Below are 24839 nucleotides of genomic sequence, written 5' to 3' on the forward strand. Positions count from 1 at the left end.
CTGGGTTCTTTTTATTCTTCTGTAATACGTTTAGCACCGACTAAATGACTTTTCCAGTAATCTGTGTATCCAGTATAGTCGACTCCTCTGCTGAGGGTGGCATGAAATAGCGTTTCTTCATCGATGTACATCGAGACATGGTTAATGGAATCATCATTAGTGGTGTCAAAAAAGACGAGGTCGCCCTTTTCGAGTTGGTCTTCCGGCACCTCTACACCCTCCTGGTACTGCTGCCGGGAAGTTCTGGGCAGTGTAATACCATTTTCTGCAAATATAAGCTGAAGAAAGGAGGAACAGTCAAATGTGGACGTGGTATAGGGCGGGGCCCCGAATTGGTAAGGCGTGCCGATATATTTTTCACCGGACTCAATAATATTATCGATCGTATAGGTGGATATGCCTTCCACTAATTCGACACTGTCGGGTGCATCTCCGGGAGCAGCTTCTTCATAGGAAACCTTTACCTGCTCGGATATAGCAGCCGTTCCGCCTAAAATAATGTTGGTATTATACGAGCTGTTTAAATAATTGGTGGTGGAGGCCTGTGCCTGTGAAGGGTGAGAAAGCACAATAGACGCTCCGATTTTATTCGCGAGGCCGGCAGCAGCTACGGCATCAGGATAATCTTCTTCATCGCTTTTTACGGAAGTACCGCGAACCAGCAGATTGTAATTGCCGGGTGAATAAGACGCAGCCGCTTTGACACTTGTTTCGTAACGAGTGTCACCTTTAATTCTTCTTACTTTAATTCCTTCAGCTTCCAATTCCTCGACAACCTGGGAACTGACGGCATTAGTGCCGCCAAAAATAGTGACATAATTGACTGAAGAAGGAAGGTCAGTAGAAAGGCTGTCTTTTTTCGTTAAATAAATAGGGAGGCTGTCATCTACAGCCATGCCGGACGCACTTAAAGCGTCGGCAGCTACTTCCCCGCTGACCAGAATGGCCGAAGAAGCACTAGAATAGCCGGCAGTGTCATTCACTTCTTCCGCTGTTTCATATCTGGTTGCTCCGGATACGCGTTCCACATTGATCCCTGCACTTAGAAACTCCTGTTCTACGCTGGAAGAAAGAGCTGCCTCTCCGCCGAGCAGGTAAACAGTTTTAGCATCAAGTCGAAGAACCTCCTCCATGATACGCGGATCTAAAGAATTAGTTCTGGAAAGCAGGATGGGTGCATCAGCCATTTCCACAATCCCCGCCGAAGCTAGAGCGTCTGCAGGGTGGTCAGATCTGGCAAGGACCACTGAATCACTGTTTTCCCAACCATACTGAGAAATTTCGATAGCGGTGCCGATCCGGTCATCTCCTGAAATTCGTTCAGCTGCTTCTGCTTTAACGCTGATGGAAAGACTCAAAAAAAATGCCACGACAACAGTTATGGCGAACATAGCTTTAATATGTGTATGCATAAAACGCTCCTTATAGTTAGAATACATATTTTTCAAAACATAATGTATTCTAAGCATAAAGGCATAAAGTTAAATTTAATAGTACCACTTTAGGTATTAGGTCTTATTTATTGTTTCATGCAGATGCTATTCATGTTTGTTAACCAACTTCATCAGTAGTACAAATACAGTTACGCCCCTGCCGTTTTGCCTGGTACAGCGCTTGGTCCGCCAGGTCATACAAAGCATGAACGTTTTTTCCGGAGGCCGGGTAGGCCCCGACTCCAATCGAAATGGTGATGAACACGGGAGCGGGGCGCCCGGCAACGATAAACGGGGTTCGGGCAACATCGGCACGGATGCGCTCGGCAATGGTTAATGCGTGCGTTTCATCGCAGTCGTAAAGAATCACGCCGAACTCTTCGCCGCCGATGCGGAAGGCAACATCACCCGGGCGGATTGAAGCAACGATTACATGGCTGAGCTGCTTTAAAACCATATCGCCCTCGAGGTGTCCGTGCGTATCATTGATTTGCTTAAAATAGTCGATATCAAGCACTAAAAGCGACAGGGAGCGGCTGCTTGCGGGATATTCCTCTGCGGCCTGCCCGAGCAGTTCCTGGAAGGCGCGCTGGTTGTACAGCGCCGTTAAATTGTCCCGGTACGCCTGGTACTGGTAGCGGTTAAACATCTGGTTCACTTTATTTAAATGAACAAACATGTAAACAGAAACACCTGTACCTGTAAGGGAGGCGAGGAAATAAAACGCCGAAACAGGAAGCGAGACCGTTAACGGCATCAGTATGGAAAGCATCACTGCCATATAAAGAGTGGTGAGTCCAATCATCCAGGCCGCCCGCCGCCAGATATTTTTCACGGCAGTATGGACGATCCCGCCTGAGACTACGCTTAGAGCAATGAGGAGCAGGGCAGGGAGGGAAGAAGGGCTGAAGTCGATGAGCAGCCGTCCGGCTGCGATAATCATTCCGGTGATAATAGTCGGCACCCAGCCTCCAAAGACAGCCATCAACGTAACCGGCACGAGCCGGAGGTCGATGATAGTCGTCTCGTTCAGCGGAATGGTATAGGCAAGCAGGACAAGCCCCAGCATCCCACTGGCGGCACCGGCAGCTATTTTTTGTTTTACTGGTGAAGCCGTGCTTAAAGGTGTTTTATAAAGCAGGCGGTGAAACAAATAGATAAACGATATAAGAATAGTTATATTAATAAAAAATCCTGACAGCATAGCATCCCCCGTCGCTGCTTGGCCCAAGCTGAACTTTAGATTCAAACAAGAGTTTTATCCCAATGATAGCACCTCTTTGATCCAAAAAAAGGAACAGGAACGAAAAGATGAAAATAAGTAATAACGAACGATACGTTGAAAAGCCCGGGCATTAGTCATAAAGCACTAACACCGTACTTGCTTGACTGGAGCTCAACTATATTCATGGTTCTGCCGATAAAAGACATAGATGTGTAATATTCTATGCTTGGAAAATGCTATGAATTCGGGGTGAACGTGGTGGAGCTTACTTATGAATCGTACAGTCCTGGACTAGTGGTGCTGTCTGTTTTGATTGCGGCATTTGCCTCCTATACAGCCTTTCACGCCGCCGGCCGACTAAAAGCGGCCGGATCGAAGCATAAAGCCGTCTGGGCCATGAGCGGCGGTTTGTGTCTCGGCGGTGGTATCTGGTCGATGCATTTTATTGCTATGCTCGCACTTGATGTGGGCATGCCGGTTACATATGACCCGGGGCTGCTTGTGCTGAGCATTGTGATGGCGGTGGGGGCCAGCTGGCTGGCTTTTCTGATTCTGCAATTTTTCAAACCGGGTCTCCGGTGGCACCTGCTTGGCGCTGTTTTTATCGGAAGCGGCATTGTGTCGATGCACTATATCGGCATGGCAGCGATGCAAATGAATGCAGAGATACAGTACAGCCCGGTACTTGTGACAATATCCGTCGTGATTGCCTATCTGGCATCGTTTACCGCTCTCCGGCTGCTTTCGGTCGTGCCGTCCATTCAAAAACGCCTCTGGAAGGAGATCGGCTTTATCGGAAGTTCGCTTTTGATGGGAGCGGCTATTTCAGGCATGCATTATACAGGTATGGCCGGAGCGTCATTTGAACACGGAAGCGCCGGAATGGCAATGGATGGCACTGCTATTCAAACGGAGCTTTTGTCCATTTTTATCGGTATTGGAATTATGATGATTTTAGTTATTACGACCATTGTGGCCGTTTTTGACCGTCAGATCGAATTTAAGAAAGACGAGCTGGATTACATCGATGATTTGTACCGGGGCATTATTCATACGGCGAACGATGCAATTATTACGTCCAATATGGATATGAAAATTGTATCCTGGAATGACGCGGCGGAGCGTATTTTCGGACATCGGCAGGCAGATATTATCGGCGAGCCGCTTTCAACGATTATTCCAAGTGCGTATCAAAGAAGGGTGGAGTATTTTCATCAAACCGGCGAAGATGTGGAAAGTGCCTCACTCGTTGAGCTGGAAGGGCTGCACTGCAATGGCCGGACGTTTCCGCTCGAGCTTTCCTTTTCCCGGCAGGGGAGCGGGGACCAAAAAGTATATACCGGAATTGTGCGCGATATTTCGGAGCGTATCAGACAGAATGAACGTATCCAGGAGCTGATTTACCGGGATGATTTAACCCGGCTGCCGAACCGGCGCATGCTGAACGAACATCTCACCCATATGCTTGAGCAGCTGTCTCAGGCGAATCTAGCCGTGCTTTTTGTTGATCTGGACCGGTTTAAAAATGTAAACGACGTCTACGGACACCGTATTGGTGATGAGCTTTTAATCATTGCCGCTGAACGGATGAAAAAGCGCCTGCGGGAAACGGATTTTCTGGCCAGGCAGAGCGGGGATGAATTTGTGGTTATTTTGCCGGAGTCTACCGGTTACGGGGCAGGAAACACGGCTCATTCGCTGGTACAGGTATTGAATGAACCGGTCACGATAGAGAAAAATGAATTGTTTATTTCCGCCTCGATTGGCATCAGTGTGTATCCGGAGGACGGGGAAACAGCGGAGGACCTGCTAAAGCATGCCGATACGGCGATGTACAAAGCGAAAAGCAGCGGCGCAAATCAGTATTTCTTCTTCACGGCCGATATGAATGAAGAGGTATCCAAAAAAATGCTGCTTGAGTCCGGACTTAGGAAGGGCATCATCACCGAAGAATTTTTGTTGTACTATCAGCCGCAGGTGGACGTTGTCAGCGGAGAAATAAAGGGCTATGAAGCACTTGTGCGCTGGAGACACCCGGAGCTCGGAATGGTGCCGCCGGGAGAATTTATTCCGCTTGCTGAAGAAACCGGACTCATCATCCCGCTCGGGCGCTGGATTCTTCAGGAGGCGTGCCGGCAGATGGCAGAATGGAAAAAAGCCGGAAGCCCGGTAACCAGAATGTCAGTGAACATTTCCACCCTGCAGTTCCAGCAGCCGGACTTTTTGAATATGGTTATGGAAATTCTTGAAAATACCGGCCTTCCCCCGGAATACCTGGAGCTTGAGCTGACGGAAAGCATTGTGCAGGATCCGGAACGGTCGGTGCCTTTGATGGAAAGCATCCGGGCCAGGGGTATCCGCATCTCTCTTGATGATTTCGGCACCGGCTACTCATCGCTCAGCTATCTGAAGGACTTTCCTTTGAATACACTTAAGATTGATAAATCGTTTATGGACAACATCGAGGACGGGCAGCGCGAGGAAGCGATCGTGGAAAGCATTATCCATATGGCCCAGCGTCTTGGCTTTAACGTGATCGCAGAGGGAATCGAAAAAAGCTCGCAGTTGAGCCTCCTCTCGGAAAAAGCGTGCCAGGAATACCAGGGCTATTACTACAGCCCGCCGCTCCCGGCTGAAGCGATAAACGAATACGCAGGGCGCCGGGATGAAAAATATACGTCTTGAATTTGGAAAGCCCGCGCAGATGAGTCTGTACGGGCTTTTTTTGCGCTTGATCACGTCAGCCGTTCAATTAATTCCCGGTGTTTGGGATATTCAGCGGTAAGTTCGTCACGCGCGAGCAGCTCGAAGTCGGCAAAGTCAAAGCCGGGAACAACGACGCAGCTGACAAGTGCGAACTGCTCTGGTTCGCGGACTTCGGCACCGAAAACAGTTCCCTTCGGCACGATGCCCTGAAGGACTTCGCCATTGGCTGGATTCGGCCCAAGCGTCATAATTTCATGGTGCCCGCTCTCCGGATGAATCATATGCACATCGAGCGGAGCGCCGGTATGGTAGTACCACATTTCGTCAGACTGCAGCTGATGGAGACGGGAAGGCTCCCCGGAGCGGACGAGAAAATGAATACTCGTGTACTGGGCGCGGGTTCTGCCATCAGGCGTAGTGACTGTCTCCTCCGACTTCATCGTCTGCCGGAAAAAGCCGCCCTCCGGGTGCGGTTCAAGCTGCAGTTCTCGGATCCATTCGTCAGCTTTAGTCATAGAGAAGCCTCCCTCTTATTATCTGTAATTTTCTTTATACGTTGCGGGCAGCGTACCTTTTTCGATAAATTCCTGCACCAGCTGTTGAAAGGTCTTCGGGTCACGGGCTTCGATCGAAAGCGTCCGCAGGTGGCTGTAAAAGGAGCGCTTTTCAAATTCATAGGCGAATTTTTCCGCGAATGACTGGGCGACCACCTGGCCGTAGCTCCAGCAGATTTGTTTTTTATCCTCCGGCAGCGAGCGGGCTAACAGCACGAGCGTTTCAAGCAGCATATTGGTAAGAACGGGGTCGTTTTTCACATAAACACTGATGTGTCCAAAGGCCGTATACAGGTAATCGTCAAAATACTCCTGCTTCATGACGACGCGGAGCGCGTTTTCCCCGTCGGACAGATACGGTGTGAACGAGGTGACTTTGGCGATGGAAAGCAGCAGGTCAATCAGCTGATATAGCGTGTCTTTAAGTGTCCCCGGTTCATCGTTGGCTACCGCCTTCACAGCGATATCCTTCAGCTTCTGGACCCCGAATCCGAGATCCTGAATTTCGTTCTGCCGGTCACCGAGAAACAGCATGCGCCGGTATTTCTGCTCATCCACTTCGTCCACGGTGGTGCCCTCGGTCGTCCAGTAGGAAAAGAGTGTCAAATCGGGCAGCAGGAAATCACCGATATTGCAGTGCAGCTGAATTACGAGGCCGTCCTTTTGGGCTTCCTGGATCAGCTTGCCAAAATCGATAATCTGCAGGTAGCCGGACGTCTCGCACGCCACCTTTGTTGCCTGGTCCTGTTTCTCCTGCGGCAAATAGGAAAGGCTGAGGTGGTCCGGGTTGTCGGCCCGGTATTTTTCAAGGTCGTAGTAAAGCGTGTTTAAAATCCGCTCCTCGGACTGTTTTTTCATGTCTGTGGTAATGCTTGGCGGCTGCATCCATTTGGTGGCGTGATTAATAAACAAAATAAAGTTCAGCACCGAAAAGGCCGTCATGAGCACGCCCGCAATTGGAAAAACCGTGTACTGGCTGATGGACGAATCCAAAAAGAAAAATACGATTAGCAGATAGAAGAAACAGAGGTTAAAGATCCCGATTGCGTGCTGGGTGCGGCGGTTGGAAATAAAGTTGAGCAGCACCCGCGGCGTGAACTGGTTCGACATGTTCGTGAGCACCATCAGCATTGAGTTAAAGGTGAACGCGTTGAGCGTCAGCACCCCGGACAGCATGGTGCTGTACATCGTCTGGGTGAGCGAGTACTCTGTCGTGAATGCTGACAAAAGCGTCCATCCCGGCCGGAGGCTGAATTCGATCCAAAACGAGAGAATCGATAAAAGAGAAGCGATAATAATATAAATAGCCGGCAGCACCCACAGGCTGGCGCGCGTTTCGTGCCAGCGCTGACGGGAGGACATGCTGAGCAGCCGTTTTACCGGTGCCGGCATCATGCGAAACAGCATATGAAGCATGGTTTCACCCGCTTTCTTTTTTAGAATTTGTATAATTTCCGCTACAGTTAAGCATAAAGGTTCCGGACGGGAAATGAAATAAGTACCGGAAAATAGGCCCTGTTTCTCCGTCAGCGCCGGGTGGTATATTGAATCGTAATAGGATACATATACAGGAGGAGGAAAACGATGAATATTGCCGTTTATCAGATGGACATTGTGGCGGGAGACCCGGAAGCGAACCGGGAAAAGGTAAGCCGGTGGCTCAGGGAGCAGGAGCCTGGCAGCGTGGATATGGTCATGCTTCCGGAAATGTGGACGACCGCGTATACGCTGCCGGAGCTTCAGGATATTGCGGAGGATCCTTCGGACAGCGAAACGATCCGTTTTTTGCAGGAGGCGGCGAAACACTATGATGTTCATATCATGGGAGGATCGATCGCGGTAAAAGAAAACGGGAAGGTGTATAACCGGGCCTTTGTGATAGATAACACAGGGGAGCTTGTATATGATTATGACAAAATCCATCTCGTGCCGATGCTGAACGAGCCGGCACATTTAAGCGGCGGGCGCGAGCCGGTGAAGGTGTTTGAGATTGACGGAATCAAAATGGGGGTCGTAATCTGCTATGACCTTCGTTTTCCGGAAATTATCCGGAGCCTCGCTCTTCAGGGGTGTGAGCTGCTGTTTATCCCGGCGGAATGGCCGGACAGCCGCCGGAGTCACTGGGACGTGCTGAGTGTGGCGCGGGCGGTGGAAAATCAGATGTATGTCGTGACGTGCAACCGTCCGGGCTCGTACGATGGTATTACATTCGCCGGATCCTCGGCCTTTATCGATCCGTGGGGCAACGTGCTGCAGAAGGGAAGCGTGGACGGCGAGGAAACGCTCCGGGAAACCCTGGATCTCTCCAATGTGGCAGATGTCCGCAAAAACGTACCGGTTTTTGACAGCCGGATGCCGGAATTGTATGAATAAACTTAACTCTAAGCCTTAAAGCCGGACGAGCTTGAATAGCTTCGCCCGCCTGTGGTATAATTCATTTAACAAAAAACGGCCCGTGCGCGAACACGGACCGCCAACAGCAGTACTGACCCTTCAAAGGGGTCGGCTCAGGGAAAAATAAACCACTGGAGCGCTCTAACTCAAAGGTGGTTTATTTTTTTGTTTTAAAATGGACTCTGCTTTTTTCGTTTGCCCGCTTTCCGGGAAAGGAAAGAGCGGAGAAGAGAGATTTAAAATTACACAGATGAAGGATGATTACTATGCCAATATACTGCAAACGGCTCCATAAGAAAGCAGATACGGACGACGGCTACCGGATTTTTGTTGAAAAGGAATGGCCGAACGAAGTCGAAGAGGTGCGTGCCGATATTCATGAATGGGTGGACGGTGTTGCCCCGTCTAAGGAGCTCCAGAAGGCGCTTGAGGACGAACCGAAAAAGTTCGAAAGCTTCAAGGAGGCGTATAAGGCAGAGCTTGAGCAGGATGAGCTCAAACGCGAAGAATTGCAGCGCCTGAAAGAAATTGTGCGGATGCAGGACAAGGACGTGACGCTCGTCTTTTCGTCAGAGGACGTAAAACGAAATCACGCTTGGGTGCTGAAGGAAATTCTCGATCAGCAGCCGGCGCATCCGGACGAGTAATACGAAGGCCCGCCTACAGAAGTCGGGCCTGAAGCGTGGAGACGACGAGTCCCCACGCTTTTTTTGCGGTGCTTTTTCGTCCGACATGGGTGAACGCGTGAATGGTTTTTGGAAACATCTGATACTCCACCGGCACGCCTTCCTGCTTCAAGCGCTCTGCGTACCGGAATGCCTCCCGGGCGAGGGAATCGTATTCCGGGGTGAACACAAGCGTCGGCGGCAGCCCTTCGAGTGATTCCGCACGGAGCGGGGAAATATACGGGTGCGCAGCGCTCTGGCCCGTTTCCAGGTAGCTTGCCGTGAACAGATCCGCCACAAAAATGGGAATCGCTCCGGGGAAGAATGCTTTTTCGCGGGGATCAGTCGCAAGGTCGAGAATCGGCGAGTCCAGAATTTGAACTGCGGGCATCGGCGCCCCGGTGTCGCGCAAAAGCAGCAGCGTTGATGCTGCAATGTTTCCGCCGGCACTGTGTCCGCCGAGGGCGAAGCGTTCCATATTCAGGCCGAGCCAATCCTCATGGGCATGCAGCCATGCGATCACGTCCCGGATTTCAAACAGGGAAAACGGAAACCGGCTGCGCGGGGCCAGGTGGTAATCAATATTTACGACCACACAGGGGGTCAGCTCGGCGACATAGCGGCCCCAGCCTTCATCGTCGGCGTAGCTTCCCATGAAAAAGCCGCCGCCGTGCAGATTCACAAACACCGGAAGAGCCGTACCTTCAGCTTTTTCGGGATAATAAATGTGGACGGGCGTTGCCCCGGCAGCCGTTTCAACAATGTAGGAATCAGTGCGGACCGCCTCTGTCGCAGGCGGGGTAATATGGGTCGGCGAATAACGGCGTAGTCGTATTTGAAATGCGCGCAGAAGCGCGGTCAACAGGTAGGTTCTCCATACGGGCATCGGTGCCACTCCTTTCTTCTCTCTACGTACCTATTCCTGCCGCAGCCTTTTGTTAAGCTGAAAATTGTCCAGCATAAAAAATCAGCCGGCACTCGTTAAGAGAGTACCAGCTGATGCTGCATTATTTTCGTTTAATTCCAATGGAGCGTCCGGCTTTAGCCGGCCAGTTATCCGGAGGGAGGACCGGAACGCCGGCAAACCCCTGCTGAAGCGTTTCGGGAAACGAGGCGGGCCGTCCGGCGGACTGATCCATTCCCATCACCATTTGTTCGCTCGTAGCGATTGTTTCATTTTTAGCGTCAAGCATCTCAAACCACAGATGCAGCCGCTTGGCGTCCTGATCAAGGACCGCCGCTGATACGGCGAGCGGCTGATCCTGATGGGCCTCCGCCAGATACATCAGGTGCGTTTCGAGGGTAAATACGGTGTACTGCTCCTGTTCGATAAAGCGGGCAGTCAGGCCTGCGTCTTCAAGCAGCGCGTCGAGGGCCCGGCTGAAAACTAAAGCGTAAGCGGCGTCATTCATGTGTCCGTTATAGTCCACCCATTCCTTTTCTACGCGGCCGTTCCAGACTGTATGGTTATTTGTCATGGCTGTGCACCTTTTCTGCCGGCCAGTAGCTGCCATCGTGCAGCAGGTTCATGAGCTTTAAAAGAAATTCATCGCGGCGCTCTTCAAGCTCGGCGACGCTTTTATCCCCGGACTGTTCCTTTGTGCCCTCGATCACTTTTTCGCTCAATTCAGGAGTGAGCTCCGGGGCTTCGAGACTGGTCCACGGTGCTTTCAGGGCCGGACCGAACTGTTCGAGCATGTGGGTCATGCCTTTGTCACCGCCGGCCAGATGGAAGGTCAAAAACGGTCCCATGAGTGCCCAGCGGAGACCGGCGCCGTAGACAATCGCTTTGTCGACTTCTTCGGTGGTGGCATGGCCGTCGTTCACAATATGAAGGGCTTCCCGCCAGAGGGCTTCCATCAGCCGGTCGGCGATATGGCCGTCCACTTCGCCCTTCATGACAAGCGGCTTCATGCCGGCAAGCTCATATATTTCCTGGGCGCGTGTCATTTCGGTACCTGTCGTCTGCTCGCCGCCGGAAAGCTCCACAAGCGGAAGCAGGTAGACGGGGTGAAACGGGTGGGCGACGATGACGCGCTCCGGATGGCGGGTACAGTCGGTCTGAAGCGTCGTCGGCTTGTAGCCGGACGTGCTTGAAGCGATTATGCTTTCGGCTGGCGCGTGTGCATCAATCTGGGCGAGCACGCTTCGTTTAATGTCTTCGCGTTCAGGCACATTTTCCTGAATAAGGGCAGCGTCTGACACAGCGTCTGAAATGTCAGTCGTAAATGTAAGCTTATCGATGGAGGCATCGTCGTGCATGCCGTTTTCCTTCAGCTTCGGCCAAAGCGATGTAACAGTGCTGCGGGTTTTTTCTTCGGCGCCGTCCGCCGGGTCGCAGGCAATAACGTGAAAGCCGTGCGCGAGGAAACGGGCGATCCAGCCGTTGCCGATCACGCCGGTTCCGACGACGGCAATAGTAGTTGTTGTGGGATTCATGAGGTCCTCCTAAAAATTTAAGATTGTTTCGTCAGGCCGAGCGTATCGCGCGCTTCCTGCGGGGTCATTGGTTCTACGTTCAGCGTCTGCAGCAGCTGCACAGCTTTGTCGACGAGCTGGGCATTCGTGCCGAGCACGCCTTTTTCGAGATAAAGATTGTCCTCGAGGCCGACGCGGACATTCCCGCCAAGAAGGGCTGCCTGGGCGACCATCGGGATCTGCATGCGGCCGATGCCAAACGCCGACCAGTTGGCGCCTTCCGGCAGGTGATGCTTCATGTGAAGCATCGTTTCCGCGTCTGCTTCCGCGCCCCACGGAATGCCGAGGCAGAACTGATAGAGCGGGTCGCCGTCTACGAGGCCTTCGCGAACGAGCTGGTTGGCAAAGCGGACGTGACCGGTATCAAAGCACTCCATTTCCGCCTTCACGCCGCTTTGCTGGATCAGCGATGCCTGCTCACGGAGCCAGCCGGCCGGACCGAGATACACCTGGTCGCCGAAGTTCAGGCTGCCGCAGTCAAGGGTGCAAATCTCGGGGAGGAATTTCCCCACGGGGAGATGGCGCTCCTCCGGGGTCTGCACAAACGTGCCGTCACCGCCGGTGGCCGGGTGCTTCTGATCGGGCACAAAATCGCCGCCGCCCCCGGCTGTGAGGTTTAACACCACGTCGGTTTCGCTTTCGCGGACGCGTTCCACGACCTCCTGGAAGAGGGCGGGGTCAAAGCTGTAGGCCCCTGTTTTCGGATCGCGGACGTGAATGTGTGCGACCGCGGCTCCTGCTTTGGCTGCTTCGATGGCGTCACGGGCGATAGCTTCCGGCGTGACCGGCACATGCTTGCTTTTGTTTGTCGTTTCTCCGGCGCCGGTGACGGCGCTTGTAATGATTGTTTTTTGACCCATTATTTATCTTCTCCTTTATCGTTTCTCTCTATTGGAACAGCGTCGAAAATATCTCCGCTTTCGAAAAATTCAACGAGACGGCTGATCCAGTTATAATACGCGACCCATTCGTCGAGCTCTTTGCGGAGCTCGGCAATTTTTTGGTCTACCTCCGCTGAACCATCGCTTGCAGCAGCGACCTCATCGATTTCGCGCTGCAGCTTGTTGGCAAACTGCCGGTTTTTGCTGATCACTTCCCGCCAGTTTGTCGTAAACAGGGACACAAACGTCTGCACATAATCGTTTTCCACATTATAATGCTCCTTGCGGCTGCCTTTTACGTGCTCTTTTTCGGCAATGTTTAACGAAATCATCTGGCGCATCACCTGGCTCATCCGGGTCTTGCTCATTCCGGTTGCTTCGGCCAGGTCATCGAGCGTCATCGGCTCGCGGTTCATGTAAATAATGCCGAGCAGCCGGCCGATCGTCGATGATACGCCGAACGTATTCATATTGTCGGAAATGCGGTCGGCAATCTGCCGTTCGGTTTCATTCAATTGTTCAAGCAGCTGGTTTTTATCCCCTGAGGCACTCATGGCGCTCCCCCTTTATAAAGCTTTCTCTGTTTTCCACGCGTCTAACTGTATCACGTTTCAAAAAAAAGACAAAAATGCAGGTTGGGGTCACTGAGGGCGAGAAAGGAAGGAAATATAAGATAATGAATCATAAACTCTGTGCAATAAAAATTGCATAGATTTTACACGGGTTTTTGACGGCTTACGCGTTTTTTCTTTTCAGAGGGCTTTCTCTATAATAAAGGACGTTGTGAACGACTGCAGCGGAAAGACTATGGAGGAGGTACATACATAATGAGAAAAATGACGACTGTGTTAAAAGTGTCGATCGTTCTTATCCTACTATTCTTAGCATTCGGCGTATTTTTTACAGCGCAGCTTGAAGCAGCAATGACTGCTGCCCAGGCGTTTGTATTTGTGCATTTTGGCTGGTATTTTCAGATTTTAGTGACGCTTCTGTTAATTTTCGCCGTTTATCTGGGCTTCAGTAAATACGGAAAGGTGCGGCTCGGAAAGCCGGACGAAAAGCCGGAGTTTAACCGGCTCACCTGGTTTACGATGCTGTTTTCTGCCGGTATCGGAATCGGGCTGCTGTTTTACGGTGTGTCCGAGCCGATCGGGCACTTCTCGAGCCCGCCAAACGGCGAGGGCGGCGCGGAAAGTGATGCCATCCGGGGCGTTTCCTCGACGTGGCTTCACTGGGGACTGCATGCCTGGGCGATCTATGCGCTGGTGGCGCTGGCGCTCGCTCTGCAGCAGTTCCGCTATCAGGCTCCGGGGCTGATGAGCACGACGCTCCGGCCGGTGCTCGGAAAATATGCGTACGGACCGGTCGCGAACGTTGTCGATATCATTGCTGTTTTTGCTACACTGTTCGGAGTTGCTGCCTCGCTTGGACTAGGCTCCCAGCAGATTAACGCCGGCCTTCAGTTTATTTTCGGCGTGCCGTACAATCTCGGCGTGCAGTTCATCATCATGACGATTGTGACGATTATCTTCGTGACGTCAGCAAGCACGGGGATCCAGCGCGGCATTAAATATTTAAGTAACATCAACCTGAGCCTGACCGGCATCCTGCTGCTGTTTATGCTGATCGCCGGACCGACGCTCTTTTTAATTAACATGTTTGCTTCCGGTCTGTCGGATTACGTCCAGAACTTCCTCGGATGGGGGCTGCGCATGGATCCAATTGATGAGCAGGAAGCAGCATGGACCCAAAACTGGACCGTCTTCTACTGGGCCTGGTGGATTTCGTGGACACCGTTTGTCGGTATGTTCGTTGCCCGGATCTCAAGGGGACGGACAATTCGTGAATTTATGGCCGGGGTGCTGCTCGTGCCGTCGATTGTTTCGTTCTTCTGGTTCAGCACGCTTGGCGGAAGCGCGATTTTCCTCGAGCTGTTTGAAGGACGTGAGGTATCATCGCAGTCGCTCGAAACAGCGCTGTTCTACGTGCTTGAGACGTATCCGCTCGGAGGCATTATGTCCGTGTTTGCCATCATCGTGGTGACGATCTTTTTCGTAACCACGGCCGACTCTGCGACGTTTGTGCTCGGGATGCAGACAACCGGGGGCAGCCTGAACCCGCCGGTATCGATAAAAATTATGTGGGGCGTATTCTTCGTCTCCGTCACCGCAATTCTATTAGTGGTTGGCGGCTTGAGCGCCTTCCAGACTGCCATCGTGGTCAGTGCGCTGCCGCTTTCAGTTATTGTTATTTTAATGTGCGTGGGCATTGTCAAGACCTTAAATCTCGACCAAAAACGCGGCAAATAAGCGCGGGCAGGAACGCAGGCTGCGTTCCTGCTCTTTTTTACGTTATAATATAGTTTTGTCTGAAAATATGTATGGGGGGAAGAACGTATGAAAAATATAATGTACATTATTATCGGCACGCTGCTGTTTGCGCTCGCGGTGACGCAGCTTGCGATGCCAAACTCCATTGCCGAGGGCGGCATCGTCGGGATGTCCCTGTTAATTTATTACGGACTCGACATTTCGCCGAGTATTTCAACACCGATTATTTTTATTCTTCTGCTTGGGGTCGGAGTTCGTTATCTGCCGCGCCACATGGTGTATAAAACGATTTTTAACGTGGCACTGTTTTCAGTGTTCATCTGGATTTTTGAAGGCATGTATGCCCAGCCAATGGAGGATCCGCTGCTTGCTGCGATTTTCGCCGGGGCGATTACCGGTGTCGGCTTTGGTTTTATTTATCAGGCCGGAAGCTCTGTTGGCGGCACGTCCATTATCGCCCGTGCCTTTAACCAGCAGCTTGGCTGGGACCTGACCGGCATGACGCTCGTCCTGGACGCGCTCGTCGTAATTGCAGGGATTTTCATTATCGGGCCGGTATCTACGATGTATACTCTGATTACGCTTTATATTGGAAAGGTCGTCACTGACTTTGTGCTCGGCGGCTTTGATTCGAAAAAAGCGCTCAATGTGGTATCGCCGTATTCCGAACAGATTTCGGAGCGTATTACGAAGGAGCTTGCCTCGAGTGCGACCGTTTTTGACGGCCGGGGAGAATATATGAAGGAGCAGCGCCGGGTGCTGTATATTGTTATCCATTCGCACCGTCTGCTTCGTTTGAAACGGGTTATTAAAGAAGTGGATCCGAATGCGTTCATCGTCGTCCATAACGTCAAGGACGTATCGGGCGGAACGTTTTCGATCGGCCATGAGGAAGTGCGCTCGTAGCATGCGTATCGAAAAGCAGGTGGAGGGCCGGATGCGCGACGGCACCGTGCTGCGCGCAGACGTGTACCGCCCAGACGGGACCGGAAGCTGGCCGGCGCTTCTGCTCCGGCTTCCGTATGACAAAACGACCCGTCATTACCGGGACACATTTGTGGATGTGGAACGACTGACAGCATCCGGATACGTGGTCGTTATTCAGGACGTACGCGGCCGGTTTGCCTCGGAGGGAGAATTCTATCCGTTTATATATGAAGCCGAAGATGGATATGATTCGGTGGAATGGGCAGCGCGCCTCCCGGAGGTGAACGGGCGTGTCGGCATGATCGGCATGTCGTATCACGGCTTTACCCAGGTGGCAGCGGCGGCCGTTCAGCCGCCGTCGCTTGAGGCAATAGCACCGGTGATGGCATTTGCGGACGGCTGGAGCGCGATGCGTGGAGACCGGGGCGTGTTTGAAATCGGCAAATGGCAGACATGGGTCGCTGAATCGATGCTTCCGGATCACCTGGAGCGGCTGGAGGGTCCTGAAGGACCGGCTCGTATCAGCGGATATCTTGAAGAACTGCCGGCCTGGCTCGGGAAAGGGGAACCGCTCATGTGGCCCCCGGTTACAGTGGCCGGCCTGCCGGTGTACTATAACGACTTTCTGCTCGGAAAGGCTTCTGAAGACACCAGGCAGCGCATGCAGGCAGCCCCGGACAGCATTAAAGCGCCGGCGTTGTTTCTTGCCGGGTGGTATGACTGCTTTCTTGAGGAAACCATTGATTTATATGAGAGAACGGCTGGTCCCTCGGAGCTCTGGATCGGGCCATGGACGCATGAAGATCAGAGCGGCCAGGCGGGAAACGTGTTTTTTCCTGATGCGCAGGTGGATCGTACCGCGTTGTTTCTGCAGTGGTTTGACCGCTGGCTGAAGGATGAAAAAACACCATCCGGAGACCCGGTGCATTATTACGTCATGCACGCCGGCGAATGGAGAAACGGAACGGAAATACCGGAGGGGCAGCCGGAGAAGACATTTTACCTGAACGCTGCCGGCCTGCTTTCCGGAAAATCTCCGGGGCAGGCATCCAATATCCGGGTGGAGCATGATCCGGATCACCCGGTACCGACGAGCGGCGGGAATATTTTAATGAGCGGATTTCCGGCAGGAAGCTTTGATCAGCAGGTGATACAGGCGCGGAGCGACGTGTTGGTTTATACGAGCGAACCACTGCAGGAAGACTGGGAAATACTTGGCACCGTGCAGGCGCGTCTTTCGATGAATGCGAGCCGACCGGACATTCCGATTGGCCTGCGGATAAGCGAAGTTCAGCCGGACGGAAGTGCATGGAACGTCGTGGATACCGTGGAGGCGCAGCCGGAAGCGGCAGGAAAGCGGGTCATTGATATCGGCAGAACCGCATACCGGCTTTCGGCGGGGAACCGCCTGCGTATGGAAATATATTTGAGCAGTTTTCCCCGTATTGAAAGCTGGCGTGACAGTATCTGGGTGGAGGTTAATGGAGATTCGCAGCTGCGTATAACGGCTGGAGGGCCTCCCGTTTTTCCGAATTGATGCATACATTTTCAGGTAGATGGGAATAGTCATATTACGCATTCCATATACTTAATAAGGAGGCGTATAAATATGGAACTATACAAAAACATCTTAATCGGCGTGCATCCGACGGCAGGCGTGCCGGAGCATGTCGTACAAAAAGGCTGCCAACTGGCCGAACTTCACGGAGCAAAGCTTTATCTGGCATCTATGGTTGAGGAAAAAGGCTATGGCCCGTTTGCCCAATACGGATCAGATGTTTTAAAAAAGGCGGAAAAAGAAGCAGAGGAAACGCTTCACACCGTGAAGCAGAAAGCAGAGTCTCACGGGCACGGGAAGCTCGATGCGAAGCTGATTGTGGAGCACGGGGCTCCGACGCAGACGCTGCTGCAGAAGGTAGTGCCGGACTATCAGATTGATTTGGTGCTGCTTCCGCAGACGAGCAAGAATAAAATGGACCGCACGCTGATGGGCAGCTTCTCGGAAGCCGTCGTCCGTTCGGCCAGCTGCGATATATTGATCGTGGACAGTAAAGAAGAAAAGTAGTATGTACTGGAAGCCGGGAGCTTCCAGTTTTTTTATGGAATAATTTGCATATTATATATTGATTTTAATAACAAACTAAAGTAGTGTGAATATATACCTAATATGCAGCTGAATACTAAATGACAAATAAATACGAGGACGGGCGGTGGAGATCATGACGGAGAGGCTGATCAAAGACTTACGACCTGAAGACGTGTTGGGAGAGGATGTATACAAAGGAAGCACCCTGGCGTTAAAAAAAGGAAAGGTATTAACGAAGGAATGGATCGACAGGCTGCACAGGTGGGGCATTGAAGCAGTGGAAATTCAACACGGTAACGAACCAGTGGAAACAGGAGCGCAGATGAGTGAACAGGAGTTAAAACGCCTGTTTTTGGAAAACGTGATCGGCCTCGGCAACGAATACCGGTTCGGTTTTGCACTGAATGACCTGGAGCACTATGAATGGCTGGAAAATTTATTTTGTACCATTATAAAGGAACCGAAGGTGAAGGCGCTGATGGATAAGCTGCAGGACTGGGATCCATACACGTACCAGCATTCGTTTGATGTATTTATTTTAGGGGCCCTGCTGGCCCGCGAATCTGGTTTTCCAAATGTGCGTGAATTTGCAGTCGGCTGTCTTCTTCATGATGCGGGGAAGCTGAAGATGCCACAGGAGATACTATGGAAGAAAGGTGCCCTGAACGGCTCTGAAATGGCGATGGTTCAGACCCATCCGTCGGCCGGATACGAATTGCTTAAAGAGTTTAAATTTTCGGAAAATATTGCGGTGATGGCTCGTGATCATCATGAGCGTTTAAACGGCAGGGGATATCCCTATGGTATTGCGGGAAATGAGATATCGCAGCAGGCACGCCTGATTGGCGTATTGGATATATATTCCGCGCTGTCGCTCGACCGGCCGTACAGAAATGCAGTTTGTCCCCATAAAGCCATTCGGATTATTCTGCAGGAGGAGAGCGTGGACGTGAAATATGTGGCCAGGCTGTGTGAAACCCTGGAAATTTTTCCGCTGGGAGCTACGGTGGAGCTCACAGACAGACGCACTGCTACCATTATTAAGATTGATGATAAGCTTCCGACCTTTCCTCTTTTGAAGGAAGAGGGCTCGGCTAAGGTATTTTACGTGCCGACAAACCGCACGCTTCGCATCAGGCGCATGCTGATCAGACAACAAACAGAGCAGTAGCTGATTCTTTACAGGATCAGCTTTTTTATTTGGGAATAGCACCCCGGCGTTTCTGCCGGCAGAGGTACAAGCAGTCATTTGCTGACGGGAGGGCTGTATTTCCGCTGGTAGTACCTGGTGAAGCCGATAATTAACGGCACCAGTAAAAATGTCGGGAGCAGCCAGATGAATAACGATACTTCCTCGATGTTTAACAGCTGCGGTGCCCCGAACACCGTGAAAGCCGTAATCGTGGCAATGGAGCAGCCGATCATACTGCCTAAATGTTCGTAAAGCCAGTGCATTCGTTCGGCCGGGGGACGAAGCCAGTAGTACAGCTGCAGACTGCCAAGAGCGATACCGATGAGGGGAAAGTAGGTAATGAGAGCAATGCCCTGCACGAAGCCGTATAGGCAGGCTGCCAGTCCGGAACCGAGAAGAAGGAAGGAAATGCCGATATCGACAGGGTGACGATGAATCGCTTTTCGTTTTTTGAAACGAAGCACTCTCATGCCGTGCCAGGCAGTGGCAATGCTCAATACAGCGATAAATAAGAGAAAGTAGGAAAAGGCATCTTCGCCGGGTGTGCGGCCGCTAGAGACAAACAAAGGGTAAAAGGAAAGATGAAAGGCGGTAAAAGCGACAGTCATCATAGCAAAAACGAATATCCATCCTGCGCGCCTGTGCGTGCGCCCTCCTTTTTTCGTAACCAACGGTATCCAAAACACGCCGAGAGCCAGAAACCCTGCAGTGATATGGACAATCAGGCTGCCAGTAAACATGCCGAAGCACCCCTTCGGTTTAGTTTGAGAATCCCCGTGCCGTTTATTTACTACTTTCGTGAAAAAAAGCAGAATTCCTGTAACAGACTTAAAAAGCTTTTGTAATATGGTAACGGCACCACCCGGAACGAATAGCAAAGAGAAGAATGTCTCTAAGCCGTTCTGCCCGGGAAATTCATGAATATCCGAAAAAACAGAGGCTTTGTTACGGGAATTTATCATGCATTAGTAATAATTACATAGAAATTACAATGTAATTACAATTAACTAATAAGCTTGAAGACCCCCATGGTGGTCCGTTATAGTTCTTGCTGTGAGAGAAATTCAAACAGTTGGGGGTATTCATATATGTTTTCTGTACGTCAATCGATGAAGTGGGCCGGTGGTTTCGCACTCGGAACGGGACTTCTTGCAGCAGCACCGGCCGTGTCGGACGCAGCAGACCTATTAAATAAAGGGGACCGCGGGGACGATGTATCCGAAGCACAGTCCGTCCTCGAGGATGAAGGCTATTACGACTACGCCGTCGACGGCATCTACGGCCCGATCACGGACAGCGCCGTACGCAGCTTCCAGCGTGATCAGGGCTTGACCGTGGATGGCATTATCGGGCCGAACACCCGCGCGGCACTTGATGACGTGGACGGCGGCGAAGCAGTGGAAGGAGCTTCCACATCCGAATCTTCTGAAGGCAGCTCCTCAGAAAGCGAAAGCAGCAGCTCTTCGGAAGAATCGACAAGCAGTGACGCCAGCACAGGCGGCGACACCATGACGATGGAAGCTACCGCTTACACGGCTGAATGTGCCGGCTGCAGTGGTATTACCGCTACAGGCAAAAACCTGAACAACGACCGCGACGCTAATGTTATTGCCGTAGACCCGGACGTGATCCCGCTTGGCTCCACCGTGAAGGTTGAAGGCATGGGCACGTATGAAGCAGCCGATACCGGCGGTGCCATCAATAACGACCGCATCGACATTCACGTACCAACAAAATCGGACGCTTATGAATTCGGGCGTCAGGACGTAGAAGTAACAGTAGTAGACTAATCAATAAACGAACAGAACCCGTCTTCCCAACAATGGAAGGCGGGTTTTTTAATATGTCTGAAGCTATAAAAAAGAGCACCGTTCAGTGCTCCTGTTAAACAGCCTTCGTATAGGGACGTGCGTCAATCTTATATTAATGAAGAAAATTCTCTGTTGTGGGCTTTGCTTACAGCGTTTTAATATCGGAGGATTCAAAGTCGTTCAAGCGGAACATGCAGTAGGCGAGGGTGAGAAATTCCGGAGTTGTTACGCAGGAATCCTGGATTTTATTAACGGAGGCCGAGACCTTCCATCCGGAATTTTTAAAGGTGATCGTAGCGACAGTTACTTTTTCGCACCGTACAATTAGTTGTTCGTGGCGGGTCTGGTAGATTTCGAGCTGTTCATCATTCACGCGTCCCTTTACATGAAAACGAAAGTAAGGGAAAAATATTTGATCACGCAGCTCAATTTCTTCTTTTTCGCTGCATGGCTGAAACATATAATGATAGCGGAGGCGCCGGTGCATCTTGCCTTTTTTTACACCCATGGCCATCCGCGTTCGGCCGTGCGTATCTTTAAACCGGTAAGCGTCCCCGGTACGCATATGATCGGTGTTAACGTCGATGGATGTGGCGTCGGCCCGTTCAAGAAGGCCGACCGTTTCCCCTCCGTGGTTGTAGACTGGAACTGAATTGTGGGAGGAAAAGAAAAGTATATCGTTAAAGATCCATTCCTGGTTCTGCATAGATGCTGTCCCCCCTTCATGGTTTGCGCGGTATGCGCGAAACCACCACGCTGTTTATCTATGTATGTCTACGCATTCAAAAAGGGCATTGTTTCACTTATCGTTGTCATTATTTCCCGTCTTTGCCTCCAGGCAAACCTTGGACAAAACAAGGAACGGCTGGAAAGTATCTAAAAAATTGTGCGATACTAAAGAAAAAGGAGGCCAAAAAATGAATGCGGTAATTGAAGCATGGACGAGATCGTTAATAGAACGCGAGGAGGACGCAGCCGTTATCACGAATCCGGCTGATATTTACTATGCAAGCGGCTTTTACACAGACCCGCATGAACGGCTTTTAATGCTTCTCCTTTTTCAGCAGGGAGAGCCTCTGATTGTCTGCCCGGGAATGGAAAAGGCGCTGGTGGAAAAAAGCGGATGGGATGGAAGCATTGTTACCTACACAGACAGCGAGGACCCGTGGGAAAGCGTGAAAAAAGCACTTCATAAACAAATGCCGAATCCTGTCCGGATCGCAGTGGAGAAAAATCATTTATCTGTGGCCCGGTTCGAAAAGCTGCAGCAGATTTATCCGGGAGTCCGCTATACAGATTTTGAGCAGGTGATTATGCAGAGCCGCCAGGTGAAATCATCGGAGGAGCTGAAGCAGATTCAGCACGCAGTGGATATTACTGAACGGGCGCTTGAAACCGTTGCGGAAGGGCTTTGGGAAGGAGTGACTGAACGGGAGGTCGTTCATCAGCTTGAAGAGGTAATGAAAAAGCAGGGAGCGGACGGTGCGGCTTTTGATACGATCGTCCTGTTCGGAGAAAAAAGCGCCTCTCCGCACGGCGTTCCGTCAGAAGTCCGGCTGCAAAAGGGAGACCTGATTCTGGTGGATCTCGGTGCCCGCTACGGACGCTTCTGCTCCGACATGACTCGCACCTGGGTGTTTGGCGGAGCCGATGAAATTACCCGGGAGCGTCTTGAGATTGTGTCGGAGGCGAAAACAGCAGCGATAGAGGCGTGCCGGGACGGCGGACGAATCGGGGACGTGGATAAAGCCGCGCGGGACGTACTTACAGAAGCCGGGTATGGCGATTATTTCATCACCCGCGTCGGTCACGGTCTCGGTATGGACGTGCACGAGGCGCCATCGATTCATAGCGAAAACGACGAGCTTCTTAAAGCCGGGATGGTACTCACCATTGAGCCGGGTATGTATATTGAAGGATGGGGCGGCATTCGTCTCGAGGACGACGTGATTGTCGGCGAACAAGGCGGGGAAATTATGAATCGTCTCGGGACGCTGCTGGACGTGTAACAGCCGGCGCAGAAAAAGGGCCTGAAGCGCATGTATGCGCAGCAGGCCCTTTTCGTCGTTTACGTACGGCTGTACGTATCAATAAAAGCAGTCAGGGAACGGAACGTCTGCCGGGCGGCAGGCTTATCCATGATAAATTGATATTCGTGTTCGACCGGCGTTTCATCCTTATCGTAAAAGATATCCCGAACAGGCACGCGGCGGCTTAACAGGGCAGCAAGCCGGCGCCCCTGGGTGTCGAAGGAGTTTTTATTGCCGTCTGTAATAAACGTAGGCGCGAATTTTTCCGGTGGACGCTGGAGCATCGATATTTCCGTAAGCGCGGGAGCTTCCTCCCAGTTGTAAGTGCCGATGTATGCCCAGCCGATGCGCTTGAACAGGAAGCGGTTGAACCAGCCGAGCGGTGCGCCGGCGATCTGGCGAAGGTCGTACGGGCCGCAGAACAGCAGTACCCCTTTAATATAAAGCGGATCAATATGCCGCCTTACCGGCACCCAAGGGGAGTACCCCTCGTTCAGCTGGATGGCCGCATACTGGGAGACGATCTGTGCCCCGGCAGAATCGCCGGCGAAAAAAATATTGGTCAGATCGATCCCATACTCATCGGCGTGCCGTTTAATATAGCGGTACGCTTCATCGAGCTGGATTAATGGCGCCGGGTAAGCGGCGGCCGGTGCGAGTGCGTAATTAATGTTGATCACATTATAGCCGGAGGCAGCCAGATAGGTCACGTATTTGGAAGCATCCTGCTTGTCGCCTGCGACGTAGGCGCCGCCGTGCATCCAAAAAATAACCGGCGTTTTTTCTTCTTTTTTCGTCGTCAAAATAATATCAAGCCGTCCGTTACGGTATTGGGATTCGTAGTCAATATCCTTATACTGTACCGTTTTTTCGGCTGCTTCGGCAAAGTCGGGCGCTTCGGTTTCGAGGCCGCCCTTGAAGGCCTGCTTTACATACCACGCAGCCGGCCGCGGTGAAAAGAATGCATAGGCAGCTGCTGCAGCGATTAGTCCGCAGGCGCCAAGGCCTGCCTGTTTGACGAGTTTGTGCATAAACATCTTCTCCTTGTGTGGGTTTTGTAAACGTTAACTTCTACGTACGGTACTGTATTCCCTTTTAAAGAAAAATTTATACATTTTATTATTCAAAAGAATGTTTGAATAAAAGAGTGGAAGTGGTATAATATAATCAAAAGATGATTTGAATATAAAAGGTAAAGAAACAGGGAGGAGACATTATGGCACATGAAGGGCACAGCCATGATCACGGAACGACAAACCAGACGGCCCTGAAATGGTCATTTATTTTAATTACTGTTTTCATGGTCGTTGAGGTGATTGGAGGCCTGTGGACGAATAGTCTGGCACTGCTTTCTGACGCAGGGCATATGCTGAGTGATTCAGCAGCGCTCGGCCTCAGCTTTGCAGCAATATGGTACGGCAGCCGGAGCGCGACCTCTTCGAAAACTTACGGCTACCGGCGGTTTGAAGTGCTGGCTGCGTTTATCAACGGTCTCGCGCTGATGGTGATTGCTGTATATATTACGTATGAAGGCATTCATCGTTTAATGGATCCGCCGTCCGTGGTGAGCACAGGGATGCTGATCGTGGCCACTGTCGGCCTGATCGTTAATATTGTTGTGGCCCGCATTCTTCACAGCGGGGATAATCACGAAAATTTAAATGTCCGGAGTGCGTTTCTCCACGTTATGGGAGACCTGCTCGGCTCGGTCGGTGCCATTACAGCTGCGATTTTAATCATGCTGTTTGGCTGGAGCCTTGCGGACCCGATCGCAAGCATGGTCGTTGCGGTGCTTGTTTTCATCAGCGGTCTCCGGGTGCTGCGGGATTCGGTGCACGTGCTCATGGAAGGCACGCCGGAGGGAATCGACACGAAGCAGATAAAGGAACATCTGCTCACTGTCGAGCACGTCAAGGATCTGCACGATCTGCATGTCTGGTCGATTACGTCAGACTTCCCGGCGCTCAGCTGCCATCTGGTCGTTGAAGAGGGCACGAGCCAGCAGGAAACGCTGAAAAATGCCAACGAGCTGCTGCACAGGGAGCACGGCATCCACCATACGACCATCCAGATCGACATGGAAAACCGCGAAATCTGCGAAGACACGATATGTAACTAAAAAAGCCG

General features: G+C 51.6%; 23 protein-coding genes. 11 read left to right on the top strand and 12 right to left on the bottom strand.

All coding sequences use genetic code 11. The features are described from left to right. Positions 1 to 11: 11 nt before the first annotated feature. Both ACTRXF_RS07145 and ACTRXF_RS07150 read right to left on the bottom strand, forming a co-directional pair. Positions 12 to 1412, bottom strand: coding sequence for a cell wall-binding repeat-containing protein (locus ACTRXF_RS07145; protein WP_474261601.1), 1401 nt, complete (start codon positions 1410 to 1412; stop codon positions 12 to 14). Between the two features lie 139 nt (positions 1413 to 1551). Then, entirely contained in the window at positions 1552 to 2637 is a 1086-nt protein-coding gene (locus tag ACTRXF_RS07150) for a GGDEF domain-containing protein (RefSeq protein WP_474261600.1), read from the bottom strand. A 243-nt stretch (positions 2638 to 2880) separates the two neighbouring features. Here ACTRXF_RS07150 and ACTRXF_RS07155 point away from each other — a divergent pair, with 243 nt between their 5' ends. Beyond that, positions 2881 to 5343: a bifunctional diguanylate cyclase/phosphodiesterase gene (locus ACTRXF_RS07155; protein WP_474261599.1), complete on the top strand. Its 2463-nt coding sequence runs from the start codon at positions 2881 to 2883 to the stop codon at positions 5341 to 5343. A gap of 50 nt (positions 5344 to 5393) precedes the next feature. On the opposite strand, the gene ACTRXF_RS07160 is transcribed toward ACTRXF_RS07155, so the two are convergent. Then, positions 5394 to 5879 (bottom strand): cupin domain-containing protein, encoded by a 486-nt coding sequence (locus ACTRXF_RS07160; protein ID WP_474261598.1) that lies wholly within the window; start codon positions 5877 to 5879, stop codon positions 5394 to 5396. 18 nt (positions 5880 to 5897) lie between these two features. Next, complete coding sequence (locus ACTRXF_RS07165) at positions 5898 to 7334, bottom strand: DUF2254 domain-containing protein (protein WP_474261597.1); 1437 nt, start codon at positions 7332 to 7334, stop codon at positions 5898 to 5900. A 168-nt stretch (positions 7335 to 7502) separates the two neighbouring features. On the opposite strand from ACTRXF_RS07165, the gene ACTRXF_RS07170 reads away from it, so the two are divergent. Together ACTRXF_RS07170 and ACTRXF_RS07175 are read left to right on the top strand one after the other, a co-directional pair. Beyond that, complete coding sequence (locus tag ACTRXF_RS07170; RefSeq protein ID WP_474261596.1) at positions 7503 to 8291, top strand: carbon-nitrogen family hydrolase; 789 nt, start codon at positions 7503 to 7505, stop codon at positions 8289 to 8291. Between the two features lie 287 nt (positions 8292 to 8578). After that, positions 8579 to 8959: a DUF488 domain-containing protein gene (locus ACTRXF_RS07175; protein WP_474261595.1), complete on the top strand. Its 381-nt coding sequence runs from the start codon at positions 8579 to 8581 to the stop codon at positions 8957 to 8959. A gap of 13 nt (positions 8960 to 8972) precedes the next feature. On the opposite strand, the gene ACTRXF_RS07180 is transcribed toward ACTRXF_RS07175, so the two are convergent. The 5 genes from ACTRXF_RS07180 to ACTRXF_RS07200 form a co-directional block, all read right to left on the bottom strand. After that, positions 8973 to 9863: an alpha/beta hydrolase gene (locus ACTRXF_RS07180; RefSeq protein ID WP_474261594.1), complete on the bottom strand. Its 891-nt coding sequence runs from the start codon at positions 9861 to 9863 to the stop codon at positions 8973 to 8975. A 121-nt stretch (positions 9864 to 9984) separates the two neighbouring features. Further along, positions 9985 to 10455, bottom strand: coding sequence for a thioesterase family protein (locus ACTRXF_RS07185; RefSeq protein WP_474261593.1), 471 nt, complete (start codon positions 10453 to 10455; stop codon positions 9985 to 9987). After that, the gene (locus ACTRXF_RS07190) at positions 10445 to 11416 is read right to left on the bottom strand and encodes a 3-hydroxyacyl-CoA dehydrogenase NAD-binding domain-containing protein (protein ID WP_474261592.1); all 972 of its coding nucleotides are present in this window, start codon (positions 11414 to 11416) and stop codon (positions 10445 to 10447) included. The genes ACTRXF_RS07185 and ACTRXF_RS07190 overlap by 11 nt, the downstream gene beginning before the upstream one ends. A 17-nt stretch (positions 11417 to 11433) precedes the next feature. Beyond that, complete coding sequence (locus ACTRXF_RS07195; protein ID WP_474261591.1) at positions 11434 to 12315, bottom strand: beta-keto acid cleavage family enzyme; 882 nt, start codon at positions 12313 to 12315, stop codon at positions 11434 to 11436. Continuing rightward, the gene (locus tag ACTRXF_RS07200; RefSeq protein ID WP_474261590.1) at positions 12315 to 12890 is read right to left on the bottom strand and encodes a GbsR/MarR family transcriptional regulator; all 576 of its coding nucleotides are present in this window, start codon (positions 12888 to 12890) and stop codon (positions 12315 to 12317) included. The genes ACTRXF_RS07195 and ACTRXF_RS07200 overlap by 1 nt, the downstream gene beginning before the upstream one ends. Before the next feature lie 273 nt (positions 12891 to 13163). Here ACTRXF_RS07200 and ACTRXF_RS07205 point away from each other — a divergent pair, with 273 nt between their 5' ends. The 5 genes from ACTRXF_RS07205 (at position 13164) to ACTRXF_RS07225 (ending at position 18850) form a co-directional block, all read left to right on the top strand. Further along, complete coding sequence (locus ACTRXF_RS07205; protein WP_474261589.1) at positions 13164 to 14645, top strand: BCCT family transporter; 1482 nt, start codon at positions 13164 to 13166, stop codon at positions 14643 to 14645. 87 nt (positions 14646 to 14732) lie between these two features. After that, positions 14733 to 15572: a YitT family protein gene (locus ACTRXF_RS07210; protein ID WP_474261588.1), complete on the top strand. Its 840-nt coding sequence runs from the start codon at positions 14733 to 14735 to the stop codon at positions 15570 to 15572. Position 15573: 1 nt separating this feature from the next. Beyond that, positions 15574 to 17130, top strand: coding sequence for a CocE/NonD family hydrolase (locus ACTRXF_RS07215; RefSeq protein WP_474261587.1), 1557 nt, complete (start codon positions 15574 to 15576; stop codon positions 17128 to 17130). A 72-nt stretch (positions 17131 to 17202) separates the two neighbouring features. Beyond that, positions 17203 to 17658: a universal stress protein gene (locus tag ACTRXF_RS07220; RefSeq protein WP_474261586.1), complete on the top strand. Its 456-nt coding sequence runs from the start codon at positions 17203 to 17205 to the stop codon at positions 17656 to 17658. Positions 17659 to 17812: 154 nt separating this feature from the next. Next, complete coding sequence (locus ACTRXF_RS07225) at positions 17813 to 18850, top strand: HD-GYP domain-containing protein (protein WP_474261585.1); 1038 nt, start codon at positions 17813 to 17815, stop codon at positions 18848 to 18850. A gap of 74 nt (positions 18851 to 18924) precedes the next feature. Here ACTRXF_RS07225 and ACTRXF_RS07230 read toward each other — a convergent pair whose 3' ends face one another. Next, positions 18925 to 19611 (bottom strand): DUF2306 domain-containing protein, encoded by a 687-nt coding sequence (locus ACTRXF_RS07230; protein WP_474261584.1) that lies wholly within the window; start codon positions 19609 to 19611, stop codon positions 18925 to 18927. Between the two features lie 348 nt (positions 19612 to 19959). Here ACTRXF_RS07230 and ACTRXF_RS07235 point away from each other — a divergent pair, with 348 nt between their 5' ends. Further along, entirely contained in the window at positions 19960 to 20661 is a 702-nt protein-coding gene (locus tag ACTRXF_RS07235) for a peptidoglycan-binding protein (RefSeq protein WP_474261583.1), read from the top strand. 166 nt (positions 20662 to 20827) lie between these two features. Here ACTRXF_RS07235 and ACTRXF_RS07240 read toward each other — a convergent pair whose 3' ends face one another. Further along, complete coding sequence (locus tag ACTRXF_RS07240; RefSeq protein WP_474261582.1) at positions 20828 to 21388, bottom strand: hypothetical protein; 561 nt, start codon at positions 21386 to 21388, stop codon at positions 20828 to 20830. A gap of 211 nt (positions 21389 to 21599) precedes the next feature. Here ACTRXF_RS07240 and ACTRXF_RS07245 point away from each other — a divergent pair, with 211 nt between their 5' ends. Beyond that, positions 21600 to 22691: a M24 family metallopeptidase gene (locus tag ACTRXF_RS07245; protein ID WP_474261581.1), complete on the top strand. Its 1092-nt coding sequence runs from the start codon at positions 21600 to 21602 to the stop codon at positions 22689 to 22691. A 59-nt stretch (positions 22692 to 22750) separates the two neighbouring features. On the opposite strand, the gene ACTRXF_RS07250 is transcribed toward ACTRXF_RS07245, so the two are convergent. Further along, positions 22751 to 23743 (bottom strand): alpha/beta hydrolase, encoded by a 993-nt coding sequence (locus tag ACTRXF_RS07250; RefSeq protein WP_474261580.1) that lies wholly within the window; start codon positions 23741 to 23743, stop codon positions 22751 to 22753. A 185-nt stretch (positions 23744 to 23928) separates the two neighbouring features. Between ACTRXF_RS07250 and ACTRXF_RS07255 the strand changes: the two genes are divergently transcribed. Continuing rightward, on the top strand, positions 23929 to 24831 hold the full coding sequence (locus ACTRXF_RS07255) for a cation diffusion facilitator family transporter (RefSeq protein WP_474261579.1): 903 nt from the start codon (positions 23929 to 23931) through the stop codon (positions 24829 to 24831). The last annotated feature ends 8 nt before the right edge of the window (positions 24832 to 24839 follow it).

Source organism: Marinococcus sp. LNHM3E3-2.2 (assembly GCF_056034385.1).

Coding starts and splice junctions, on each gene's coding strand:
- ACTRXF_RS07165 (WP_474261597.1), bottom strand. CDS start 7,334: ATGCTTCATATGCTGTTTCGCATGATGCCGGCACCGGTAAAACGGCTG.
- ACTRXF_RS07215 (WP_474261587.1), top strand. CDS start 15,574: ATGCGTATCGAAAAGCAGGTGGAGGGCCGGATGCGCGACGGCACCGTG.
- ACTRXF_RS07175 (WP_474261595.1), top strand. CDS start 8,579: ATGCCAATATACTGCAAACGGCTCCATAAGAAAGCAGATACGGACGAC.
- ACTRXF_RS07200 (WP_474261590.1), bottom strand. CDS start 12,890: ATGAGTGCCTCAGGGGATAAAAACCAGCTGCTTGAACAATTGAATGAA.
- ACTRXF_RS07225 (WP_474261585.1), top strand. CDS start 17,813: ATGACGGAGAGGCTGATCAAAGACTTACGACCTGAAGACGTGTTGGGA.
- ACTRXF_RS07250 (WP_474261580.1), bottom strand. CDS start 23,743: ATGCACAAACTCGTCAAACAGGCAGGCCTTGGCGCCTGCGGACTAATC.
- ACTRXF_RS07245 (WP_474261581.1), top strand. CDS start 21,600: ATGAATGCGGTAATTGAAGCATGGACGAGATCGTTAATAGAACGCGAG.
- ACTRXF_RS07170 (WP_474261596.1), top strand. CDS start 7,503: ATGAATATTGCCGTTTATCAGATGGACATTGTGGCGGGAGACCCGGAA.
- ACTRXF_RS07205 (WP_474261589.1), top strand. CDS start 13,164: ATGAGAAAAATGACGACTGTGTTAAAAGTGTCGATCGTTCTTATCCTA.
- ACTRXF_RS07180 (WP_474261594.1), bottom strand. CDS start 9,863: ATGCCCGTATGGAGAACCTACCTGTTGACCGCGCTTCTGCGCGCATTT.
- ACTRXF_RS07195 (WP_474261591.1), bottom strand. CDS start 12,315: ATGGGTCAAAAAACAATCATTACAAGCGCCGTCACCGGCGCCGGAGAA.
- ACTRXF_RS07190 (WP_474261592.1), bottom strand. CDS start 11,416: ATGAATCCCACAACAACTACTATTGCCGTCGTCGGAACCGGCGTGATC.
- ACTRXF_RS07220 (WP_474261586.1), top strand. CDS start 17,203: ATGGAACTATACAAAAACATCTTAATCGGCGTGCATCCGACGGCAGGC.
- ACTRXF_RS07240 (WP_474261582.1), bottom strand. CDS start 21,388: ATGCAGAACCAGGAATGGATCTTTAACGATATACTTTTCTTTTCCTCC.
- ACTRXF_RS07160 (WP_474261598.1), bottom strand. CDS start 5,879: ATGACTAAAGCTGACGAATGGATCCGAGAACTGCAGCTTGAACCGCAC.
- ACTRXF_RS07210 (WP_474261588.1), top strand. CDS start 14,733: ATGAAAAATATAATGTACATTATTATCGGCACGCTGCTGTTTGCGCTC.
- ACTRXF_RS07255 (WP_474261579.1), top strand. CDS start 23,929: ATGGCACATGAAGGGCACAGCCATGATCACGGAACGACAAACCAGACG.
- ACTRXF_RS07155 (WP_474261599.1), top strand. CDS start 2,881: ATGCTTGGAAAATGCTATGAATTCGGGGTGAACGTGGTGGAGCTTACT.
- ACTRXF_RS07185 (WP_474261593.1), bottom strand. CDS start 10,455: ATGACAAATAACCATACAGTCTGGAACGGCCGCGTAGAAAAGGAATGG.
- ACTRXF_RS07230 (WP_474261584.1), bottom strand. CDS start 19,611: ATGTTTACTGGCAGCCTGATTGTCCATATCACTGCAGGGTTTCTGGCT.
- ACTRXF_RS07150 (WP_474261600.1), bottom strand. CDS start 2,637: ATGCTGTCAGGATTTTTTATTAATATAACTATTCTTATATCGTTTATC.
- ACTRXF_RS07145 (WP_474261601.1), bottom strand. CDS start 1,412: ATGCATACACATATTAAAGCTATGTTCGCCATAACTGTTGTCGTGGCA.
- ACTRXF_RS07235 (WP_474261583.1), top strand. CDS start 19,960: ATGTTTTCTGTACGTCAATCGATGAAGTGGGCCGGTGGTTTCGCACTC.